Source organism: Moritella sp. 5 (genome assembly GCF_018219455.1).
Classification (GTDB): domain Bacteria; phylum Pseudomonadota; class Gammaproteobacteria; order Enterobacterales; family Moritellaceae; genus Moritella.
Genome location: NZ_CP056122.1, coordinates 2981357 through 2998968 on the forward strand (window position 1 = coordinate 2981357; position 17612 = coordinate 2998968).

A 17612-nucleotide genomic window follows, 5' to 3' on the forward strand; every position below is an offset into this window, starting at 1 on the left:
TACCATTTAAAGTGCTTTAATTATTAAAGATATATCCTGACCTATATACGAATTAATCGTACCAATGTGATACAAACATTATAATAGATATGATTTTCCATATATGCGTATAAAACGCATCCTATACGCACAATTATAATCACCAATAAAATATTATTTATTTTCAAATGGCTACATCTAATTGAGTACATTAAGTTAAGAGGGGTGAGCATGGCAAAAGATTGAGGATAGGAAATATAAACAAAAAGCCCCACTGCCATGTTATTAAAACATCACAATGGGGCTTGAACAGACACATTATGCTTGGCTGCTAGCTCTTGATATTTAGCTTAACGCCAAACACCCCATTGGCCAGTGGTGCCAGGTTCCTCATTAGAAGTCCACCATTGAGCCGTCCATGACTTACCCTTGTAGGTCACTACATCTTTAGCTGTATAGGTTTGGCTTGCACTCCACGTATTAGTATCTGGTTCAGTCGGTTCAGTCGGTTCAGTTATGTCAGATGGCTCCATCACAAAAGAATATACATCTGCATCCGTCACACTACTGTTACTGAGCAGTAATTTAAACGTGAACTCTTCACGTCTATTAGGTAAATCAGCGGTTTTAATAATAAGTTCATTATTCGAACCTATATTCATATGAACTGGTAGGCCACTCGTTTGTAACCACTCTACGTTAGTAGCATCACCTTCACTTTCACTATGAGTCAACACGACGTAATCACCGTGTTCAACACTCGCTCCATCCAGATTTTTTAACACCTTAGGTAATATGACCGCATCAATACCAATATCTTCTGTCGTTATCGAAAACTCACCAGATGCACGAGAATCTTTTGAATTAAAATAGTTGCTATGTAAGTCATTTTTGAAATACATATAATGATTCATTTCATCGTGCCAACGGCCAATAAACACGTTGCCATCGTTAGTTGATTCATACCAACCATTCACGTTTGAAGCCAATAAACGATCCCAATCATTCTTGTTTTCGTCTGTGATTACGAGGGAGAATGAAGCATGTTCAACACTATTTTTATTCAAAACTTTATAGCTAACCGTATCGCCAACAGATGCAGAGTCTAAGCTAATATTTTGTGGAATAAAGGTACTACCCTGCACAAGATATGGTGAAGTAGGATCCGGGTCCGGATCAACTGGCGGCGGCGTTACATCATTATTCACAATCGTAATGTCACTACAATTATAAAAGCCCTCGCCTGCGGCATCAATACGCTGCCAACGTACGAACAACACTGCATCACCCACTCGGTCAGTTGGAATAGTTACATTAGTGTGATACTTACCACCAACTGCAGATATATTGCCTTCTTCTTGAATAAGTTCGAGATCACCCCATGCAAGAGGTTTAGATAGATCAGCATTCGGTTTGGTTAAATAAAATTGCCAAAAAGAAGGGTTATGTTGAGCGGTAGCCTTAAACACATACTGGAATGTTCCCGCCTGCACTTTTGTTCGATTCCATCCCGAATGTGCCGCACCCATTCCTTTTTTCTGAGGATCATTTGCATAACACAAGGTTCCATCAGGAATCGCATTTTTGACTGCTTTAATATTATTAAAGTCGTTGATATTAATGGAAAATTCATTTTTCTGAACAAATGGGTAAGGCCCTGATATGTCTTTTGCTTGCGCACAAGCCGCATTAGGTGGCGTGCCACTCCAAATACCACCTTGGTCTGAACATATTTTCTGTCTCGCTACTGGATATTCTGACCAGCCATGAGCAAGCGCTTGTGCACTGAACAATGCAGAATATATCGATAAAGTCGCAACAGTTAACGCAGCTTTATGTAACATAATGTGTATCCTTTTGTTTGTAACATACTAGTATTTAAGTAATTCCATAACACATTAACGAGGAAAATTAGCCACCGATAAGTGTTAATGCAGTGTAAAAACCACACATTACATTAACCATATATGCTAAAACATAGTAACAATTGTTATTACTTTAGAAAAATCTGCCTAGTAAACTGTGTAAGTTCAACTTACGTTTTCAGGTTATAAAGTGTAGATAACAATACAGTTAACTTGCTATTTAGTCCCTTTGAAAATCATCACGGGTATAATTAGCTACAAGGCTGTGTTTTATAAACAAAAAAGCCCCATCGTCATGTTATTACAACATCACAATGGGGCTTAATACTTTATGCCAGCTTATAGTATATTTTAAACCTGTATTACTTCTTCTTCCACTGACCAGGAGAAGATTCAATAAACTGACCTTTTTCTGTCAACGACATCGCTTTTTTCGCTGCTCGTACAGAAATGGCCTGAACCGACACATTGTGCTTGGTTGCTAACTCTTGATATTTAGCTTTTCGCTTATCATTTACCGTTTTAACTAATGCATTCACTTCACTGCTTGGTTTCACAGCGCCAAGGTAACCATTCGTTTGCTCACCAACCAATCCTGCTTTCTTTGCGTCTTGTAAATCAATCGCCTGTACCGAAAATGACATAGCGACTAAAATAATCAAGGTTGAAAAAATTCTTTTCATTGTAATCTCCATTTGACTAGAATAACTCATCATCGCTAAACACATCATCTAGCTCTTTATCTACTTTCACTTTAATCTCGTGATCAATTTTTACATTTAAATTAATCACAATTGGCTTATCGGGAACGGCAAGTTGTACTGTTGGCGTACAACCAGCAATAAGTACAAGTAAACTTGCACTAAATAACAGTGCTTTCATATTATATCCTTATCGGTTATTCATTTTATCAAGCGCATCATACATCGCATCATTAATCCTTAAACTACGAAATAGCTGCAATATATTTTCTTCATGAGAATAATTAAATTCAATTGGGCGTTCAACGCTAGGGTTCCGCCCTTTAATACTAATTGTTAATTTAGTATCTCCGCTCGGCTTAAAATTCACATCACTGTGTAAACTATCATAATGCAGATTTTCTAACAGCTCTAAAGCATAACGCAACTGCGGTTGTGTTAACTTTAACTGATCTATCGTGGCGTTATCCTTTATTTGGATCACCCCACCAGCACCTTGCTGCTCTATCGTGCCATCTATTATTGATACTGCGCTACCTTTTGCTACAAAAGGCAAATCCGCTTTTAATAACCCTGTCACTTTAACACCAGGAACTTGATATAATTCAAGTACCTCAGGTAAAGATAGATTGCGAACACGCACTTGACCTACAATATGATCAAAATCGGTAATTAACAATGGTGACAATGACACTGTACCAGAAAACGCATTTGCTGAGGCGTTATCAATCGCCACTTGTAACTGTTCATTAGCAAATGTAACCAAGCCAGTAAAATTAACATTAGTCACGACAGGCCCCATATCAACAGATGAAATGTTGCTGTTAATAAGACAATTGGTATTTAAAGATGCCACTAAATCAGGTTTGTCCGCCTCAATTTTACAACGCCAATTCGCATTAATATCGGTGGCCGTTATGTCATTATAAGTACTGCTATTGGCGGTTACTTCGCCCGATATTCCTGCGGTCAAATAACCCTGTTGTTCCTCTAACATCAGCTGATAATCAAGCCTATTTTCCACCAACCCAGGTAGATATAACCCCACGGGTAAAGGATATTTATCAGTCACCAAAGAAGGGATGGCTTGCTGAGGGTATTGCCAATGCCCTGCAACTTTGTACGGCGTTAAATTTAATAGCGTAACGGTATTTGTACTTTTCATTACCACATCATCTAATTGCCAATCTGATTTCACACTCACACTTTTAGTGCTAAAACGTCCTCGATGCTGCGCCGAAAATCTATCTACCTTATATTCATTCTGATATTGGTTATTGAATGACGTAGTCGATAAAGCAAAGTCGAACGGTAATACGCTATTGTTACTAATATTCAGCGTCATAGCGTCAAGTAAAGAAACCTTAATATTCTCACTCGACATATCTGAGTATTTAAATTTATGTGCGGTTAATGTTGCACTATTAACGATGAGCTTAGTGCTTATCGATGTATCCGTGGGCTTAACTTCGATGTGACCTTTCGATATCACTTGGAACGGCACATTCAACTCACTGAAATAACGGCTGTTTGTTATAACGGCTAACGACCAATTGCTCTGCCAAAATTGTGGCGTTAAGATCAACTCATCCATCTTTACTGCCAAGCTATTGTTAGAAATGCTATCAAACATGATAACTGTCATCGCAGCTTGCTTAGCCTGTACTTTCCAACGAGTAATATCGCGTTCTTGTATCCCTACCTGTAAAGATAAGGGTAATTCTGGCGTGATCACTATAGGTACGAGTGTTGGTGATACGTTGTTGCTAAACGGCTGACAAACACTTTTCTCCACACTCAATAATGCAGTAAACGACGCACACGTTTTTGCCGTCAGCGTAATAGGATCAATGTCAGTTATTTTCAAATTAACGAGTTCAGGCAACCACCCTTTATCATCCAGTACTAACGCCGTATCGACAACAAGGTCAGTGTTATCTATAAGCTTTTGCTTGTCATCACTCACGGCCCCGTCAACCAATGAGAACCTTAAGGAAATTCGTTCCATCTGCTGTAAGTCGACGTTTACATCAAGCGTTGCAATACCATCAAATTCGGTATTAAACGCTGGTAAAATAGGGTTAACGCTTGCACTAAGTTTGCTTAAGTCCGTGCTCAGTTGCACTTTAAGTAAGTTCTGGTTATCTGTATTCTTGGTATCTTGTAATACGTAGTTAAGCTTAGCGAGTAATAACCGCTGATCTTGCTGCCACACTGAAAAGCCTAATTCAGCATTACTATCGGCATATCTAAAATTCACCTCTTTGAAGTCAATCACGTTAACACCAAGCTGTTCCAAATCTAGGCTTGATAAAGATAGGTTTTTTACTTTTGATACGTCAGGTAAAGAGGGGAGATTAATGCCCTGCACTATTACATTTTCAATATGAAGATCGGGTATCCAATCCGGTAGCGCTGGCGATATTGGTGCGACAGTAGCAACTTGAATCCCAACTTGAGCGGTATTTTGATCCTGCATTACTTGCTCAAATTGCAGATAATCAACATTTAGCTTAACTTGATCAAGCATAATTTTATCGATAAAAAAGGGCTGTTGCATATCAAATTTAATCGTTAACCCATGTAACTGTGCAACTTTAACACCGTAGGGAATTGAGAAATGATTGCTAACCTTCATGATAATGCGTTCGCGGTATGTAAACATGAGCGCGACACTTAATAGGACGAGAATAAGCAGACTTATAATCCAAAGTTTGGCGTGACTCGAAGTTTGTTTTGTTTTATGCGACGCCGACATTGAGGAAATAACCTTTATTAATCTAATCACTTATCCTGAACGACAAGCATAACGAAATCAAGTATTACACGCTCATTGACAACACTAAAAGTGAGACATTAAGTACAATTTTTAGAATATACATATGTATATTTATTGATTTGTCGATGAAGCAGAAGCGTGTAAACTGTCGTAACTTTAATACTAGTTTCATATACGAAAAATTTACATGGCAAAACCGAATAAGAAAGGCCCAACTCAAACAGTTGAAATATCATGCAGTAAGTGTAAGACCCTACTGTTTAAATACCGTAAAGGCGGTAAAGGCAGTCTCGTTAAATGCTTTAAAGAGCGGATCGTGACTGACTATTGTGAAACACCTTGCACTTGCCCTAACTGTAAACAAGTCTTTGCAAGAGACGCATTAATTAGGGGCACACCGGCTTATAAAATGGTGGGAGGTAAAGTGACAATGAAATAACTGTCACTCAATATTTCGCAGACTCTATCGAGCCACTTACTCTGTGAGTTGCGCTTAACTAGTAGATCTCGCCTCTAAATTCAACCTGTGTTAAATACAAACGCATTTCAAATTCGAACTGATGATAATCAGGCAACATATGCTCACAAAGCTTGTAAAAGGCTTTGTCGTGATTCTTTTCTCTTACGTGCGCCAGTTCGTGCACTGTGATCATCTGCAAGAAAGGTTCTGGACAGCGTCTAAACATTTCACTAATACGGATCTCATTTTTACTCTTTAATTTATTGCCCTGCACCCGCGATACAAAAGTATGTAAACCAAGCGCGTTATTCACCACATGAATTTTAGGATCATAAATGATTTTACTGATAGGCGATGATTTCTTTAAATAACTATTTTTAAGATCCATGACAAATTCACGTAACTTTTTGTCACTGGTAATTGAATGTGTACTCGGATACTTAGTTAATAAAAATTGACCAAGCGTGTCTTTGTCTAACATCAGCTTTACTTTGCTTTGGACTTGGTCTGAATAGGCTGACAGATATTTAAGAGCCGTTGAATCTATTTTTGAAACTGACATAAGTAAGATTGAATACTGGTAATTTGAATAGTACATATTTTACCTGATCCAGTTTTAATCTGGTAGCCTAGAACAGACTAAAATAGCTATTGATCAGTGTTAGATATACTTTTACAATAACCTTTTTATTATTATGGATGAACAACTATGTCATCAGATACTTTAGGTACCAGCGTAACGTATAAGCGCATGGAACAAGGTTATCGCGAAAAAGCACTTAAGTTATTCCCTTGGATATGCGGCCGCTGTACCCGCGAATTTGTTTATTCTAACTTAAGAGAGTTAACTGTTCACCACATGGACCATGATCACAGTAACAACCCAAATGACGGGAGTAACTGGGAATTGCTTTGCTTATATTGCCATGACAATGAGCATTCTAAATATACCGAACATGATCAGTACGCGACTGAAGTTGAAGCGGGTGATAATAATCAGGAATCAGCAACTTATAATCCGTTTGCTGATTTAAAATCAATGTTTAAAAAATAACATCTGATTACTGTACCTAAAAAGCCGTGACAGTATCCGATTAAATGGCACACTGTTACGGCTTTATTATTTTACAGCTAGAATGCTTGGTTAACCATAAACCATAATTGTTTATCTGATTCACTTTGTGCGTAATCAATACGTACAACCACACCTTCAGCGTTAAATCGTAATCCTAAACCAGCAGTCCATTTCAAATCACGATGTAATTCCACTAAATCAAAAGTATCTAAAACTTGGCCAGCTTCAACGAATGCAGACCATTGCCACCAAGGAAAGTTATAAAATGGTAAATTATGTAACGGTTGCCAATGTGGCTTCACTCGGTATTCGGCACTATACATAACGGCACTACGGTTATGAAACTGTCCAGGTAAATAACCACGTAGCCGGTTAAAACCACCAAGTTTGATACCAGCAAAAGAGGGGGGACGATGTTTTTGATTCGCTTCCGAACCACTATTCCATGTTGGTGTGTCTGCAAGATAATAATTAAATGCCAATACTTGTTCTTTAAACAAAGTGTTTCCATCAAAAGGGACATAAGCGCTTTGATCTAATTGCCATGTAGTCCAACTATCACGGTCATCATCACCAAAGTCACGTCGTACAGTAAATCGAGTTTGGCTACCCGACGTCGTATCACCAATACTATCGCGATTATCCCAATCAAATTGTAACTCTAACCCTTGTGAAATGTCAGGTAAATAATCATAACCTACTACATCTCGCGTTTGTTTAAACGGCGTTATATTAATGCTTGTAACACCAAATTCAAGCGGGTTAGCCCCTGTTTCACTACGTTGGCGGATAAGGCTACGCGCGGCACCGTTAACCCCTCTCCCCCATGGTAATACGTATCTTGCATTCACACGGAGAGATGATTCGACACCTTCAGCGATTATTTCATCAGTCAACAAGGTATCTTCAGGCGCCTTTGCCGTAGGCAGAAAATATATCCCCGATTTAAAGTCACCACGGTAATATTCTGTTGAAAACAGCCATTGTTTTACACTGGGTAATGTATAATTATTAAATGAGATAAAGCTGATATTACTGTTATTATCACTGTATAAACCAAGACCAAATATTGATGCTTGTGGCTGCCCTGCATGTTTGATTACCCCAGAGACACCAAGCGCAGTACCCAATCTTTCAGTTGAGATAATTAAAGGAACTACCGCGACTTTAGTATCAAACGCTGGCCTTTCCATGCCATTATTTTCAGTCATTATATCGACAACATCTTCTGCACTCACCTTGCTTGTCACGAGTAATGCCGAAGACAATAACGAGGAAAAAATACTCTTATAAACCACTAATACTCCAAACAATAATAATTATGCATTAATAAAATGTGAAGTGCGGAAGATAGCCAAAAATAGCCCATGTGTATACGGCGAACACAGTAAAAAAACGTAAAACAATGTCATTAAATGACTAAATAATAAAGTAAATATAAATACAAAGGCAGGTATCAATATGACCCACAATTTAACATTATTAATGCCACAAACACGTATAGTTATTGGGCTACTAATCATATTATTTAGTGGTTTCTACTCTATTAATGTTATGGCTACAACGACGGTCTACTGGAATAAAAGTAATGAAGTCACATCGCAGGATATCGACCACAGTCAATGGCAATATATTTTAAATCGCTATTTAATCGTGGATAAAGATAAGAATGCGATTAACTTGTTTAATTACAAAAACGTGACTAATGCAGACAAAGTAATTCTCAACCAATATCTCGTTCAACTGCAAAACATCAACCCCTTGCAACACACTAAAGCACAGCAACAAGCCTACTGGATAAACTTATATAATGCAGAGACAGTACAACTGATTCTGGAGAATTATCCGGTTAAATCCATTACAAAATTAGGAGGTCGTTTCTTTTCATTCGGCCCTTGGGATGATGATGCGGTGACAGTCAATGGTCAAACGCTCAGCTTAAATGATATAGAACATGAAATACTACGCCCTATTTGGCAAGATCCACGTATCCATTATGCCGTAAACTGTGCCAGTTATGGTTGCCCAAACTTATCTGCCACAGCATTTATGGCAAGTAATACCGAACAACTATTAACTGCAGGTGCTTATGCTTATATCAATCATCCAAGAGGCGTTTCAATTCAAGGTGACGATTTAGAAGTTTCAAGTATTTACAAGTGGTATTCAGAAGATTTCGGGGATAATCAGCAGGCTCTGATTGAGCATTTTAAACGCTATGCAAGGCCTGAATTAAAACAAGCGTTGATATTATTTCAACAAGATCCAGGGAGTATCTATTTTAAATATGATTGGCGTCTAAATCAGCCATGATGACTAATTTAGACGTACAAAGAGACGTTGTTTATTTAATCCACTCTAATATGTCTTTATTTTGATTATAATGCGCTTTAACGCTTGCATCTAATAGATCATCCTTAAATTCAAGTTCAGCAGAATTTTTATTAAATTCAATATAGCCGAGAGGAATTTCTGGGATACCATTCGAGCTAGTGTTAGAAATAGAATAGTTGGCGGTAGATTCTGAAATGTTCATTAGAGCTTGTATTCCAGCTAAATTTTTACGTGTTGCTATATGGTTACTCGACCAGATCATCGATACAGTCCCGTAGTTAACCTTAATTATTACAGTTACAGCCCTAGGCTTATCAGAATGATAAGAAAATCGTTTCAACTTACGATCGACCGAATCATCAGTATTGGACTCTAAAATTTCGTTCTTAAAAAATTCAGAATTAGGTACTGTGAACTTATCATTGCTGCTAATCATAACTGAAAAAGAAGACTCATTATTATACTCGACCAAAGAAAAAGAGTACTTTACACCCTTGTGATCAGTATAATAAAATTTGTTCTTCGACAAAGAACTCCAGGTTGCGACTGCTTCTCCCAACGTGCTATACGGGCTATCCCCCGATTTATCTGCAATACCAGCAATTATCTTTTGCACTGTGTTATCGTAAGCTTCATTTACCAGCCTCGCGATATTTTCTACCTTTTCAGTTTTTGTATTAGCATCATCGTTAAGATTAACTATATAGCTAAAGCCAGCATCAAATTTTGGTTTGTATGAATGAGCATCATTTTCAACCCTAAATCTCGTCCGGTCATTCGGAAATGCATCGGCATTATCACCTACGCCATCACCATCACTGTCTTTTGTTTCATCTTTGTCATTCGGAAATGCATCAAGGCTATCAATAACACCATCACCATCTGTATCCTTCGTATGACTCCCTTTAGTAGTCGTAGAACCACCGCCGCCACCGCCGCCACAAGCAGTTAGGAAAACAGATAATAAAACAGCCATAGCTGTCGATTGTACTAATGTCATTGACATCCTCTCTATGATTACAAATACACCGAACATGTCGTTTAGTGTTAGCAAAGATGCATTCTAAATTGAAATCATGGAGCTTTATGTAAGCGTTTGTAAATAAATTTATGGTGGTTAATTCAGCAGATTTGATGTTATTGTTTTATAATGCATTTCATACAATCCAAAGTGGATGATTTTATTCTAGATATCACGCCACATTCGGCATAATCAACTAATTCATTATGCGGTAAATTTATTCAGAAGATTTCGGGGATAATCAGCAGGCTCTGATTGAGCATTTTAAACGCTATGCAAGGCCTGAATTAAAACAAGCGTTGATATTATTTCAACAAGATCCAGGGAGTATCTAATTTAGACGCACAGAGAGATAAGCGGTTTATATGAATGTGCATCATTTTCTACCCTAGATCTCGTCCGGCCAAAATACATCAAGGCTGTCAATAACACCGTCACCATCAGTGTCCGTAATATTACGATACATGAACACTCACATCGCCAGTATTAGAATCATAACGAATGTATAGTTCAGTCTTTTTACTCCACTTATAATGACAAATACCATTATTTATATATTCAACAACATATGGTTCACTCGTTGCAGACTCATCAATTTCATCACTGCCAGTGTTTAAAATTGCATTCCACAAAGAAGTACAATCAGCTGCATTATCAGCGTTTAATACTGTATCTGAACCTGAATAGCTCTGCGCAGGCCACCCAGCAGTATTAAGATCAATTTGACCATCCAAACCCGCCCCATACAATGGTAAATCATTTCGAGCATCAAAATCAGCCGGAGAACCTATAATTAACCACTTACTGTGCGCAAGGTTTACTGCACTTTTTAAAGCGCCACCTGTTCCTTCAACAACGGCGATATCAGCATCATCAGCTAAGTTCAAAAATCGGGGCACAGCGGTAGCAGATAATATCCCGAGAATCATAATAACAATGACTAATTCGATAAGAGTAAAACCACGTTGTTGCGTATTCAAGTCTGGACACCTTTTGGATTAAGCGAGCTGCAATTATAGTGTAAATGCTTTAATTATAAACCTATTAATTAATTATTATTTTTCGCACTTTCAAAATAATAATTAATGCGACTTCTCGGGTTTAAGTATTCATAAATATGTTCAGGCAATTTATCCGGTTTAATGACACCTGTAATTGAGAGTTCACGCTCTTCAAGATCAATGATCGGGGCTTCAGCTCGAGGTACTTCAGCGTCATAAATAAGGATGTTAGGATACAATAATCTATCTGAATTCACTGACAGTACCAGTCCTACCTGATCATTTGATAATCGTACAACACTACCCGGAGGGTAAATTCCCAACACCTTCACTAACAGTTTTAAATCACTTTGATTATACTTCTTCGCGCTATTTTTATATAGCCAAGATAAGGCATTCGACGGTACTCTTGCTTTGGTTATATCGTTCGGATGACAAAGTGTGTCATATTTATTCACAACACTAACAAGCTGAGTGAATGGGTCTATATCAGAGCCTTTCAACCCTTTAGGGTAACCGCTACCATCTAATAGCTCATGATGCTGTGCGATAATAGACTTAGCGGCTTCAGGGAATGTATCCACTAAATTAACAAGATCTAGCCCATATTTAGGATGTAACCTTAAAAAATTTTGCTCTACGTTGGTTAGTTCTGTCTTTTTACGCAGGATTTGCGGGGGTATTTTCAACTTACCCATATCATGAAAAAGCGCGCCCATTCCGATAGTTTTAATGGCATTAGCATCTAACTTTTTCATTTTAGCAACAAGCATTGCGAGCACTGATACATTTAATGAATGGTAATAAATATTTTCATTTTCTTTAGTTTCACTCATCAAATGTAAAACGATATGTTCTTCTTTTAGTAGGGACTCAACCATATCTCCGATGAGTTGTTCTGCTTCATCAATCGCATTAAGAGGGCGACTCGATAGTTTACTCATAACAGAACGCACTTGAATCATTGCTGATTGAAAGTTTTTTTCTGTTTTAGTTATTTTGCGGCGATGAGTTTTTAATTCTTCGATTTTTTTCTGTTTGCGTTCCCACAACTCACGTTTAGCCAGTTCTAGATCTACATCAATCATATCTGAAGATTCTTGTTGTTTAGCATTTGAAGTTTGTGGAGGCAATAAGCCATTATCGCTGCGTTGTGGATAAACAGTAACGTGCGCAATACCAAGCTTACGAATGAGCAGCAATTTTTCTTGAGTATCGATTTTAAAATTATTGAACATAAAGGGATGATCGCACCAACCTAAAGGTAACTTAACGTAATTACCCACTTGAATACGATCTACAGAAACTTTAATACCACTCATAATAAACCACAAAACAAAACTGAGATGACATTTTAGTAGAATAAATAGGTATTTAAAAGATGTTTATACTATACATATGGAAAATCATATTGAACATTGATTTTCATCACACTATCAATTATTGATAATGATTAAACAGCATTATATCGCAGATTTTATCGGCATAAACGTCATAAAACCTGCCATATTAATAAATATTAATGATTTTTATTCCAATCAATGCACTGCTGTAATGTAATACCAGAACCACCAAATATGTCTAACGCACTGCCAATCGTTAAATCAACTTTACCCTTTGATAATTGCTCGACTAAAGCAAGATCATCAATACTGCGAGCACCACCAGCATAAGTCACCGGTATTCTTGTATGCTGCCCAAGTAAAGTAACAAGTTCTTGATCTATGCCATTCTGCAATCCTTCAACATCAGCAGCATGAATCAGAAATTCGGCACAATGCTCAGAAAGTTGCGCTAGTGTGTCTGCATTAATGACTGTGCTCGTGATTGTTTGCCAACGGTTCGTTGCAATATACCAACCCTGAGCTGTTTTTCTACAACTCAGATCTAAAATTAAATGCTCTTTTCCAATTAATGCTTTTAACTGTGCTAGCTTTTCCCAGCTAAATTCATCACCATCAAACAGATATGATGTGACAATGACATGAGACGCACCAGCCGCTATATACTGCGCGGCATTAGATGAATTAACACCACCACCGAATTGTAATCCTTGAGGCCATGCATCTAATGCTTTTAGCACTTCCGTTTCATTATTTGGGCCTAATGCAATCACATGGCCACCGCGTAAATCATGTTGACGATAAATATCGGCATAATACGCCGCGTCATATTGACTGATAAAATTAGTCGCAGCACCTTGATCATTCAAGCTACCACCAACAATTTGTTTTACTTTACCTTGGTGTAAATCAATACAAGGACGAAACTGAGTCAAAACAACACTCCTCTGTTTAAAGACTAAACGATCAATTCCTGATCGTAACTCGCATTTTAGCTCACCAGTATAACCAGAATTACAGCAGAATGCGGTGTTTTAAAATATTGATAATAAAAAACAGGTAAGAGATAAGAATATAATGGGCAGGCGTAGAATACCAGAAACTAAAACGCCATCTATAAATAGATGGCGTTCAATTCTGAATTCCTAGGAAATTAGTAACCTAAGTGTCTTGGGTAAGTGAATTTTGAGTTATATAAATCACCAAAAACTGGGGCTGTAGGTACTGAATTTTTCATAAGTGTCACCTTCTAAATCATTAATCATAAATAGAACCAAATGGCTCAGTTGATCTCGGTTCCTTGGAGGCGGTTTAACGGACTCATCCTTTGAGCATTTTTATATCTTCTCGAGAAGATGTGACCAATGTAACATAAAAAAACAGCAATGCAAGCTTTCATTTGAAACTCGTCACATAATCAAACAAACAATATTGCTTTCCATATTAAGATTTAAAGCCGATGTAATGGCGATCAATGTGTGAGTTTTATCGATTCTCTACATATTTCGACGGTATTTACCACCAACTAAATATAGGATATCCGCCAGTTGCGACAAACTAGCCGTAGGTGCTGCATCCATTAATGCTCCAAAGCTATTACTTCTTGATAATAGCGCGACTTTCATCGACACCAATGCGCATTCACTGCGTTCCTTATGCTGTTTATGGAATTGTGATATAGCCTCAATTTGCTGTTTTTTCTTTACGTCAGGACAACGCACTAGCTGTTTTTCACTCATCTTCACTGTGTCAGTTCCATCACTGTGTCCATGGCTTCTAGACATGCAATTAACCCCGACCATATCAAATTTCTCTGTACTTTTTAATGTCTCATAATACATACTTTGCTGTTGAATTTGAGCGCGTTGATAGCCCGTTTCGATCGCCCCCAACACACCACCTCGTCGTGCTAAGCGATTGAATTCAGAATATACAGCTTCTTCGACAAGATCGGTTAACAGCTCAATGACATAGCTGCCTTGCAGTGGGTTTTGATTTTTATTTAACCCAAACTCACGATTAATAATGGATTGAATCGATAACGCACGATAAACAGAATTTTCAGTCGGGGTTGTGATAGTTTCGTCATAAGCATTCGTGTGTAAACTATTACAATTATCACAAAGTGCATAAATGGCTTGTAAACTGGTGCGAATATCATTTAAATCTATCTCTTTCGATTGTAAACTGCGCCCCGATGTTTGAATGTGATATTTCAATTTCTGGCTGCGATCATTACCATTATAAACGGATTTTAATGTGCGAGCCCATATCCGGCGAGCAACCCGCCCTATCACTGCATATTCAGGATCCATACCATTACTAAAGAAGAAGCTGAGCCTTGGTGCCACATCGTTGATCTTCAATCCTTGCGCTAAATAATATTCGATCAAAGTAAACCCATTGGCCAATGTAAAGGCTAATTGGGTTATCGGATTCGCTCCCGCTTCACCAATATGGTAACCACTAACCGAGACGGGATAAAATTTATCGATAGCATTCGCACTAAAATAGCCCTGCATATCAGCCATTAATTGCAGCGCAAAATCCAATGAGAAAATACATTCATTCTGAGCAATTTCTTCTTTTAAAATATCGGCTTGTAATGTCCCCCTGACTTTATTATAAGTGGCTTGTTTAAGCGTTATGTATTCATCCTGCAATCCAAGTAATTCGACCATCAATACTTGTCCTGAAATACCTAATAGCGCGAGCCCTAAACCATTATGACCTTCAGGTAATACGTCACGGTAAATAGGTCTTTGCTTAGCTGTAATACCGCAAGATGAAAAATAAGCTTTAATCTGTTTATGGGCTTTTGACCATAAGTTCGCTTGTGTTAAATACAACTCGACTTGCTGATCAATGGCAGTATGTAAAAACCAAGCCATCAATATCGGCGCAGGACCATTAATCGTCATTGATACCGAAGTACCGGCATCGCATAAATCAATACCTGAATACAATACTTTCATATCATCAAGCGTTGCAATAGACACCCCAGACATACCAATACAGGCGCATATATCCGGGCTTATTGCAGGATCATGTCCATACAAAGTATTAGGATCAAATGCCGTAGATAACCGAATCGACTTTTGGCCTTTAATTAAATAATGAAAACGTTTGTTGGTATCTTCGGGTAAACCTTCTCCCGCAAACATTCGCGTCGGGTCTTCATCATTGTGTCGTGTTGGAAATACACCCGCGGTATAAGGAAAGTGACCAGGGATATTCTCATTAAGCAGAAATGCCGTAATGTTATCCCAGTGATTTTCGTTTGGTCTGGCTACATGTGGGATCACGGTACCACTTAAGCTAACAAAATGGTCTTTATGCTCACCAAAGGTTTGATGGGAACCAATTGTATCAACCCCATCTTCGATACGTTTTAACGCTAATTCTTCATCGTCTCTAAACCAAGCTAATAGTGCATGCCTAAGTGGCACTGTTAACTGCGCAAGTAGTTTGTTATAACGTAACCGTAACGGTGGTAATAACACCTTCAAAGATGCATCTGTCACTAAAAAACTATCCGCATCGATGTTACTCTCTAAATCAGCTTGCGGATAGCGGCCTAACTTAGGAGGTAAACAAGGATCACCCAGATCACTCAACATTTGATAGCAACTATGCAGTTGACGTACTTGTTCTATTTTCTGCTTATTTTGATCTGTGACTTGTACATAATGGTTATAAATAGCGGTGAGATAATCAGGGGTTTGCAACTGTAATTGACTTTCTGTTAACGTCCAATCATAACGAGGATATTTTGTCAGTATTTGTTGGTAATACGACTTTAAACCGGCCTCTGGTGTAAAACTCAGCTTCGTCATCAAAAATGCCATAAAACGACTAAAACCATGATCGTTATAATGGCTGGCAACAACAGGGAAAATAGGTAATTCGCCATTTGTAGCCTGCGCTTGCTGCTGGTTAAAACGCCATTGCTGTTGAATAGCATTGTACGCATCTTCACTCCCTTGCTGATCTGCTTTATTTAGCACCACAACATCGGCAAATTGTAACATCTCAATTTTTTCTAATTGACTGCTGGCGCCATAATGTTTGGTCATTAAGTAAAGACTGAAATCCACCATATCAACAATCGCACTGTCACTTTGACCAATACCCGCAGTTTCAATTAACACGAGGTCAAAACCTTGATTGATTAACATTGGCACACAAGTTTGCAATGACTGGCTCACCGATACATTCGCTTGTCGTGTGGCAATAGAACGCATGAACAAACGGTCATGTGGCAAGGTATTAATGCGAATACGATCGCCTAACAAGGCACCTCCGGTTTTTTGCCCACTGGGATCCACGGCTAAATACGCAATGTTGATATCAGGATAGAGCTGCAATAACGCACGTAATAATTCATCACTAAACGTACTTTTTCCCGCACCACCTGTCCCTGTGATCCCCACCACCAGCGATTTTTTAGCGGACGTGACAGAAGCCGCTGTAATGCGACTTGGACTTTTAATTTCCCCCTGCTCTATAGCCGTGATTAATTGTCCCAAATACATATCGGTTGCAGATTCAACAGCTGATTTTTTTACATTGAATTTTGCTTGGTGTTTGGGCTTCACCGCGATTAAGCGTTGTAATAAATCACTGATCATCTCGTCTAAACAAAGTACATCCGCACTGGTGTAAACACGCGAAACACCTTGTTCTTCTAATGCCCTTGCTTCATCAGCGGTAATAGTCGCACCGCCGCCAATAAATATAGCGGGCTTAGCCCTAACGTCGGCAAGACTCGATAGTAAGTAGCTAAAATAAGCATTATGTCCGCCCTGATAAGAGCTCATTGCAATAGCATCAACATTTTCTTGTAATGCTGCGGTGACAACATCATGAACCGAACGGTTAATACCTAAATGTATGACTTCAACTCCCCGAGCCTGCAGTAACCGCCGTACAATATTAATCGCAGCATCGTGGCCGTCAAATAAACAAGTCGCAGTTAAAATACGCAAAGGAAACTTGGTTGAAGTCGTTTTCATCACTCTTCACTCCGATAAATGTTACTTTCAATCTGGCTC

At 38.3% G+C, this 17612-nt stretch carries 14 protein-coding genes; 3 read left to right on the forward strand and 11 right to left on the reverse strand.

Annotation, left to right across the window (positions count from 1 at the left end; translation table 11 throughout):
- Positions 1 to 329 precede the first annotated feature (329 nt).
- The 4 genes from HWV01_RS13255 to HWV01_RS13270 form a co-directional block, all read right to left on the reverse strand.
- Positions 330 to 1823: a lytic polysaccharide monooxygenase gene (locus HWV01_RS13255; protein ID WP_211672004.1), complete on the reverse strand. Its 1494-nt coding sequence runs from the start codon at positions 1821 to 1823 to the stop codon at positions 330 to 332.
- Between the two features lie 383 nt (positions 1824 to 2206).
- Positions 2207 to 2527 carry a YdbL family protein gene (locus HWV01_RS13260; RefSeq protein ID WP_211672005.1) on the reverse strand — a complete coding sequence of 107 codons (321 nt, stop codon included), beginning with the start codon at positions 2525 to 2527 and terminating at the stop codon, positions 2207 to 2209.
- A 16-nt stretch (positions 2528 to 2543) separates the two neighbouring features.
- On the reverse strand, positions 2544 to 2726 hold the full coding sequence (locus HWV01_RS13265; protein ID WP_017219822.1) for a YnbE family lipoprotein: 183 nt from the start codon (positions 2724 to 2726) through the stop codon (positions 2544 to 2546).
- 9 nt (positions 2727 to 2735) lie between these two features.
- Positions 2736 to 5210, reverse strand: a complete 2475-nt coding sequence (locus HWV01_RS13270) for a YdbH domain-containing protein (RefSeq protein WP_249185302.1) — start codon at positions 5208 to 5210, stop codon at positions 2736 to 2738.
- 301 nt (positions 5211 to 5511) lie between these two features.
- Here HWV01_RS13270 and HWV01_RS13275 point away from each other — a divergent pair, with 301 nt between their 5' ends.
- The gene (locus HWV01_RS13275; RefSeq protein WP_211672007.1) at positions 5512 to 5763 is read left to right on the forward strand and encodes a hypothetical protein; all 252 of its coding nucleotides are present in this window, start codon (positions 5512 to 5514) and stop codon (positions 5761 to 5763) included.
- 58 nt (positions 5764 to 5821) lie between these two features.
- On the opposite strand, the gene HWV01_RS13280 is transcribed toward HWV01_RS13275, so the two are convergent.
- Entirely contained in the window at positions 5822 to 6346 is a 525-nt protein-coding gene (locus HWV01_RS13280; RefSeq protein WP_211675850.1) for a M48 family metallopeptidase, read from the reverse strand.
- A gap of 147 nt (positions 6347 to 6493) precedes the next feature.
- On the opposite strand from HWV01_RS13280, the gene HWV01_RS13285 reads away from it, so the two are divergent.
- A complete protein-coding gene (locus HWV01_RS13285; RefSeq protein ID WP_045110065.1) occupies positions 6494 to 6838 on the forward strand; it encodes a YajD family HNH nuclease in 345 nt (114 codons plus the stop codon).
- A gap of 77 nt (positions 6839 to 6915) precedes the next feature.
- Here HWV01_RS13285 and HWV01_RS13290 read toward each other — a convergent pair whose 3' ends face one another.
- Positions 6916 to 8157 (reverse strand): hypothetical protein, encoded by a 1242-nt coding sequence (locus tag HWV01_RS13290; protein WP_211672008.1) that lies wholly within the window; start codon positions 8155 to 8157, stop codon positions 6916 to 6918.
- A gap of 163 nt (positions 8158 to 8320) precedes the next feature.
- On the opposite strand from HWV01_RS13290, the gene HWV01_RS13295 reads away from it, so the two are divergent.
- Positions 8321 to 9172, forward strand: a complete 852-nt coding sequence (locus HWV01_RS13295) for a DUF547 domain-containing protein (RefSeq protein WP_249185303.1) — start codon at positions 8321 to 8323, stop codon at positions 9170 to 9172.
- 31 nt (positions 9173 to 9203) lie between these two features.
- Here the strand turns inward: HWV01_RS13295 and HWV01_RS13300 are convergent, their stop codons facing one another.
- The 5 genes from HWV01_RS13300 to HWV01_RS13320 form a co-directional block, all read right to left on the reverse strand.
- Positions 9204 to 10193, reverse strand: a complete 990-nt coding sequence (locus tag HWV01_RS13300; protein WP_211672009.1) for a hypothetical protein — start codon at positions 10191 to 10193, stop codon at positions 9204 to 9206.
- 476 nt (positions 10194 to 10669) lie between these two features.
- Complete coding sequence (locus HWV01_RS13305) at positions 10670 to 11194, reverse strand: prepilin-type N-terminal cleavage/methylation domain-containing protein (RefSeq protein ID WP_211672010.1); 525 nt, start codon at positions 11192 to 11194, stop codon at positions 10670 to 10672.
- Positions 11195 to 11262: 68 nt separating this feature from the next.
- Complete coding sequence (locus HWV01_RS13310; protein WP_211672011.1) at positions 11263 to 12537, reverse strand: HD-GYP domain-containing protein; 1275 nt, start codon at positions 12535 to 12537, stop codon at positions 11263 to 11265.
- Positions 12538 to 12734: 197 nt separating this feature from the next.
- Positions 12735 to 13493 (reverse strand): phosphoribosylformimino-5-aminoimidazole carboxamide ribotide isomerase, encoded by a 759-nt coding sequence (hisA, locus tag HWV01_RS13315; RefSeq protein ID WP_211672012.1) that lies wholly within the window; start codon positions 13491 to 13493, stop codon positions 12735 to 12737.
- Between the two features lie 561 nt (positions 13494 to 14054).
- On the reverse strand, positions 14055 to 17573 hold the full coding sequence (locus tag HWV01_RS13320) for a methylmalonyl-CoA mutase family protein (protein ID WP_211675852.1): 3519 nt from the start codon (positions 17571 to 17573) through the stop codon (positions 14055 to 14057).
- Positions 17574 to 17612: the final 39 nt, after the last annotated feature.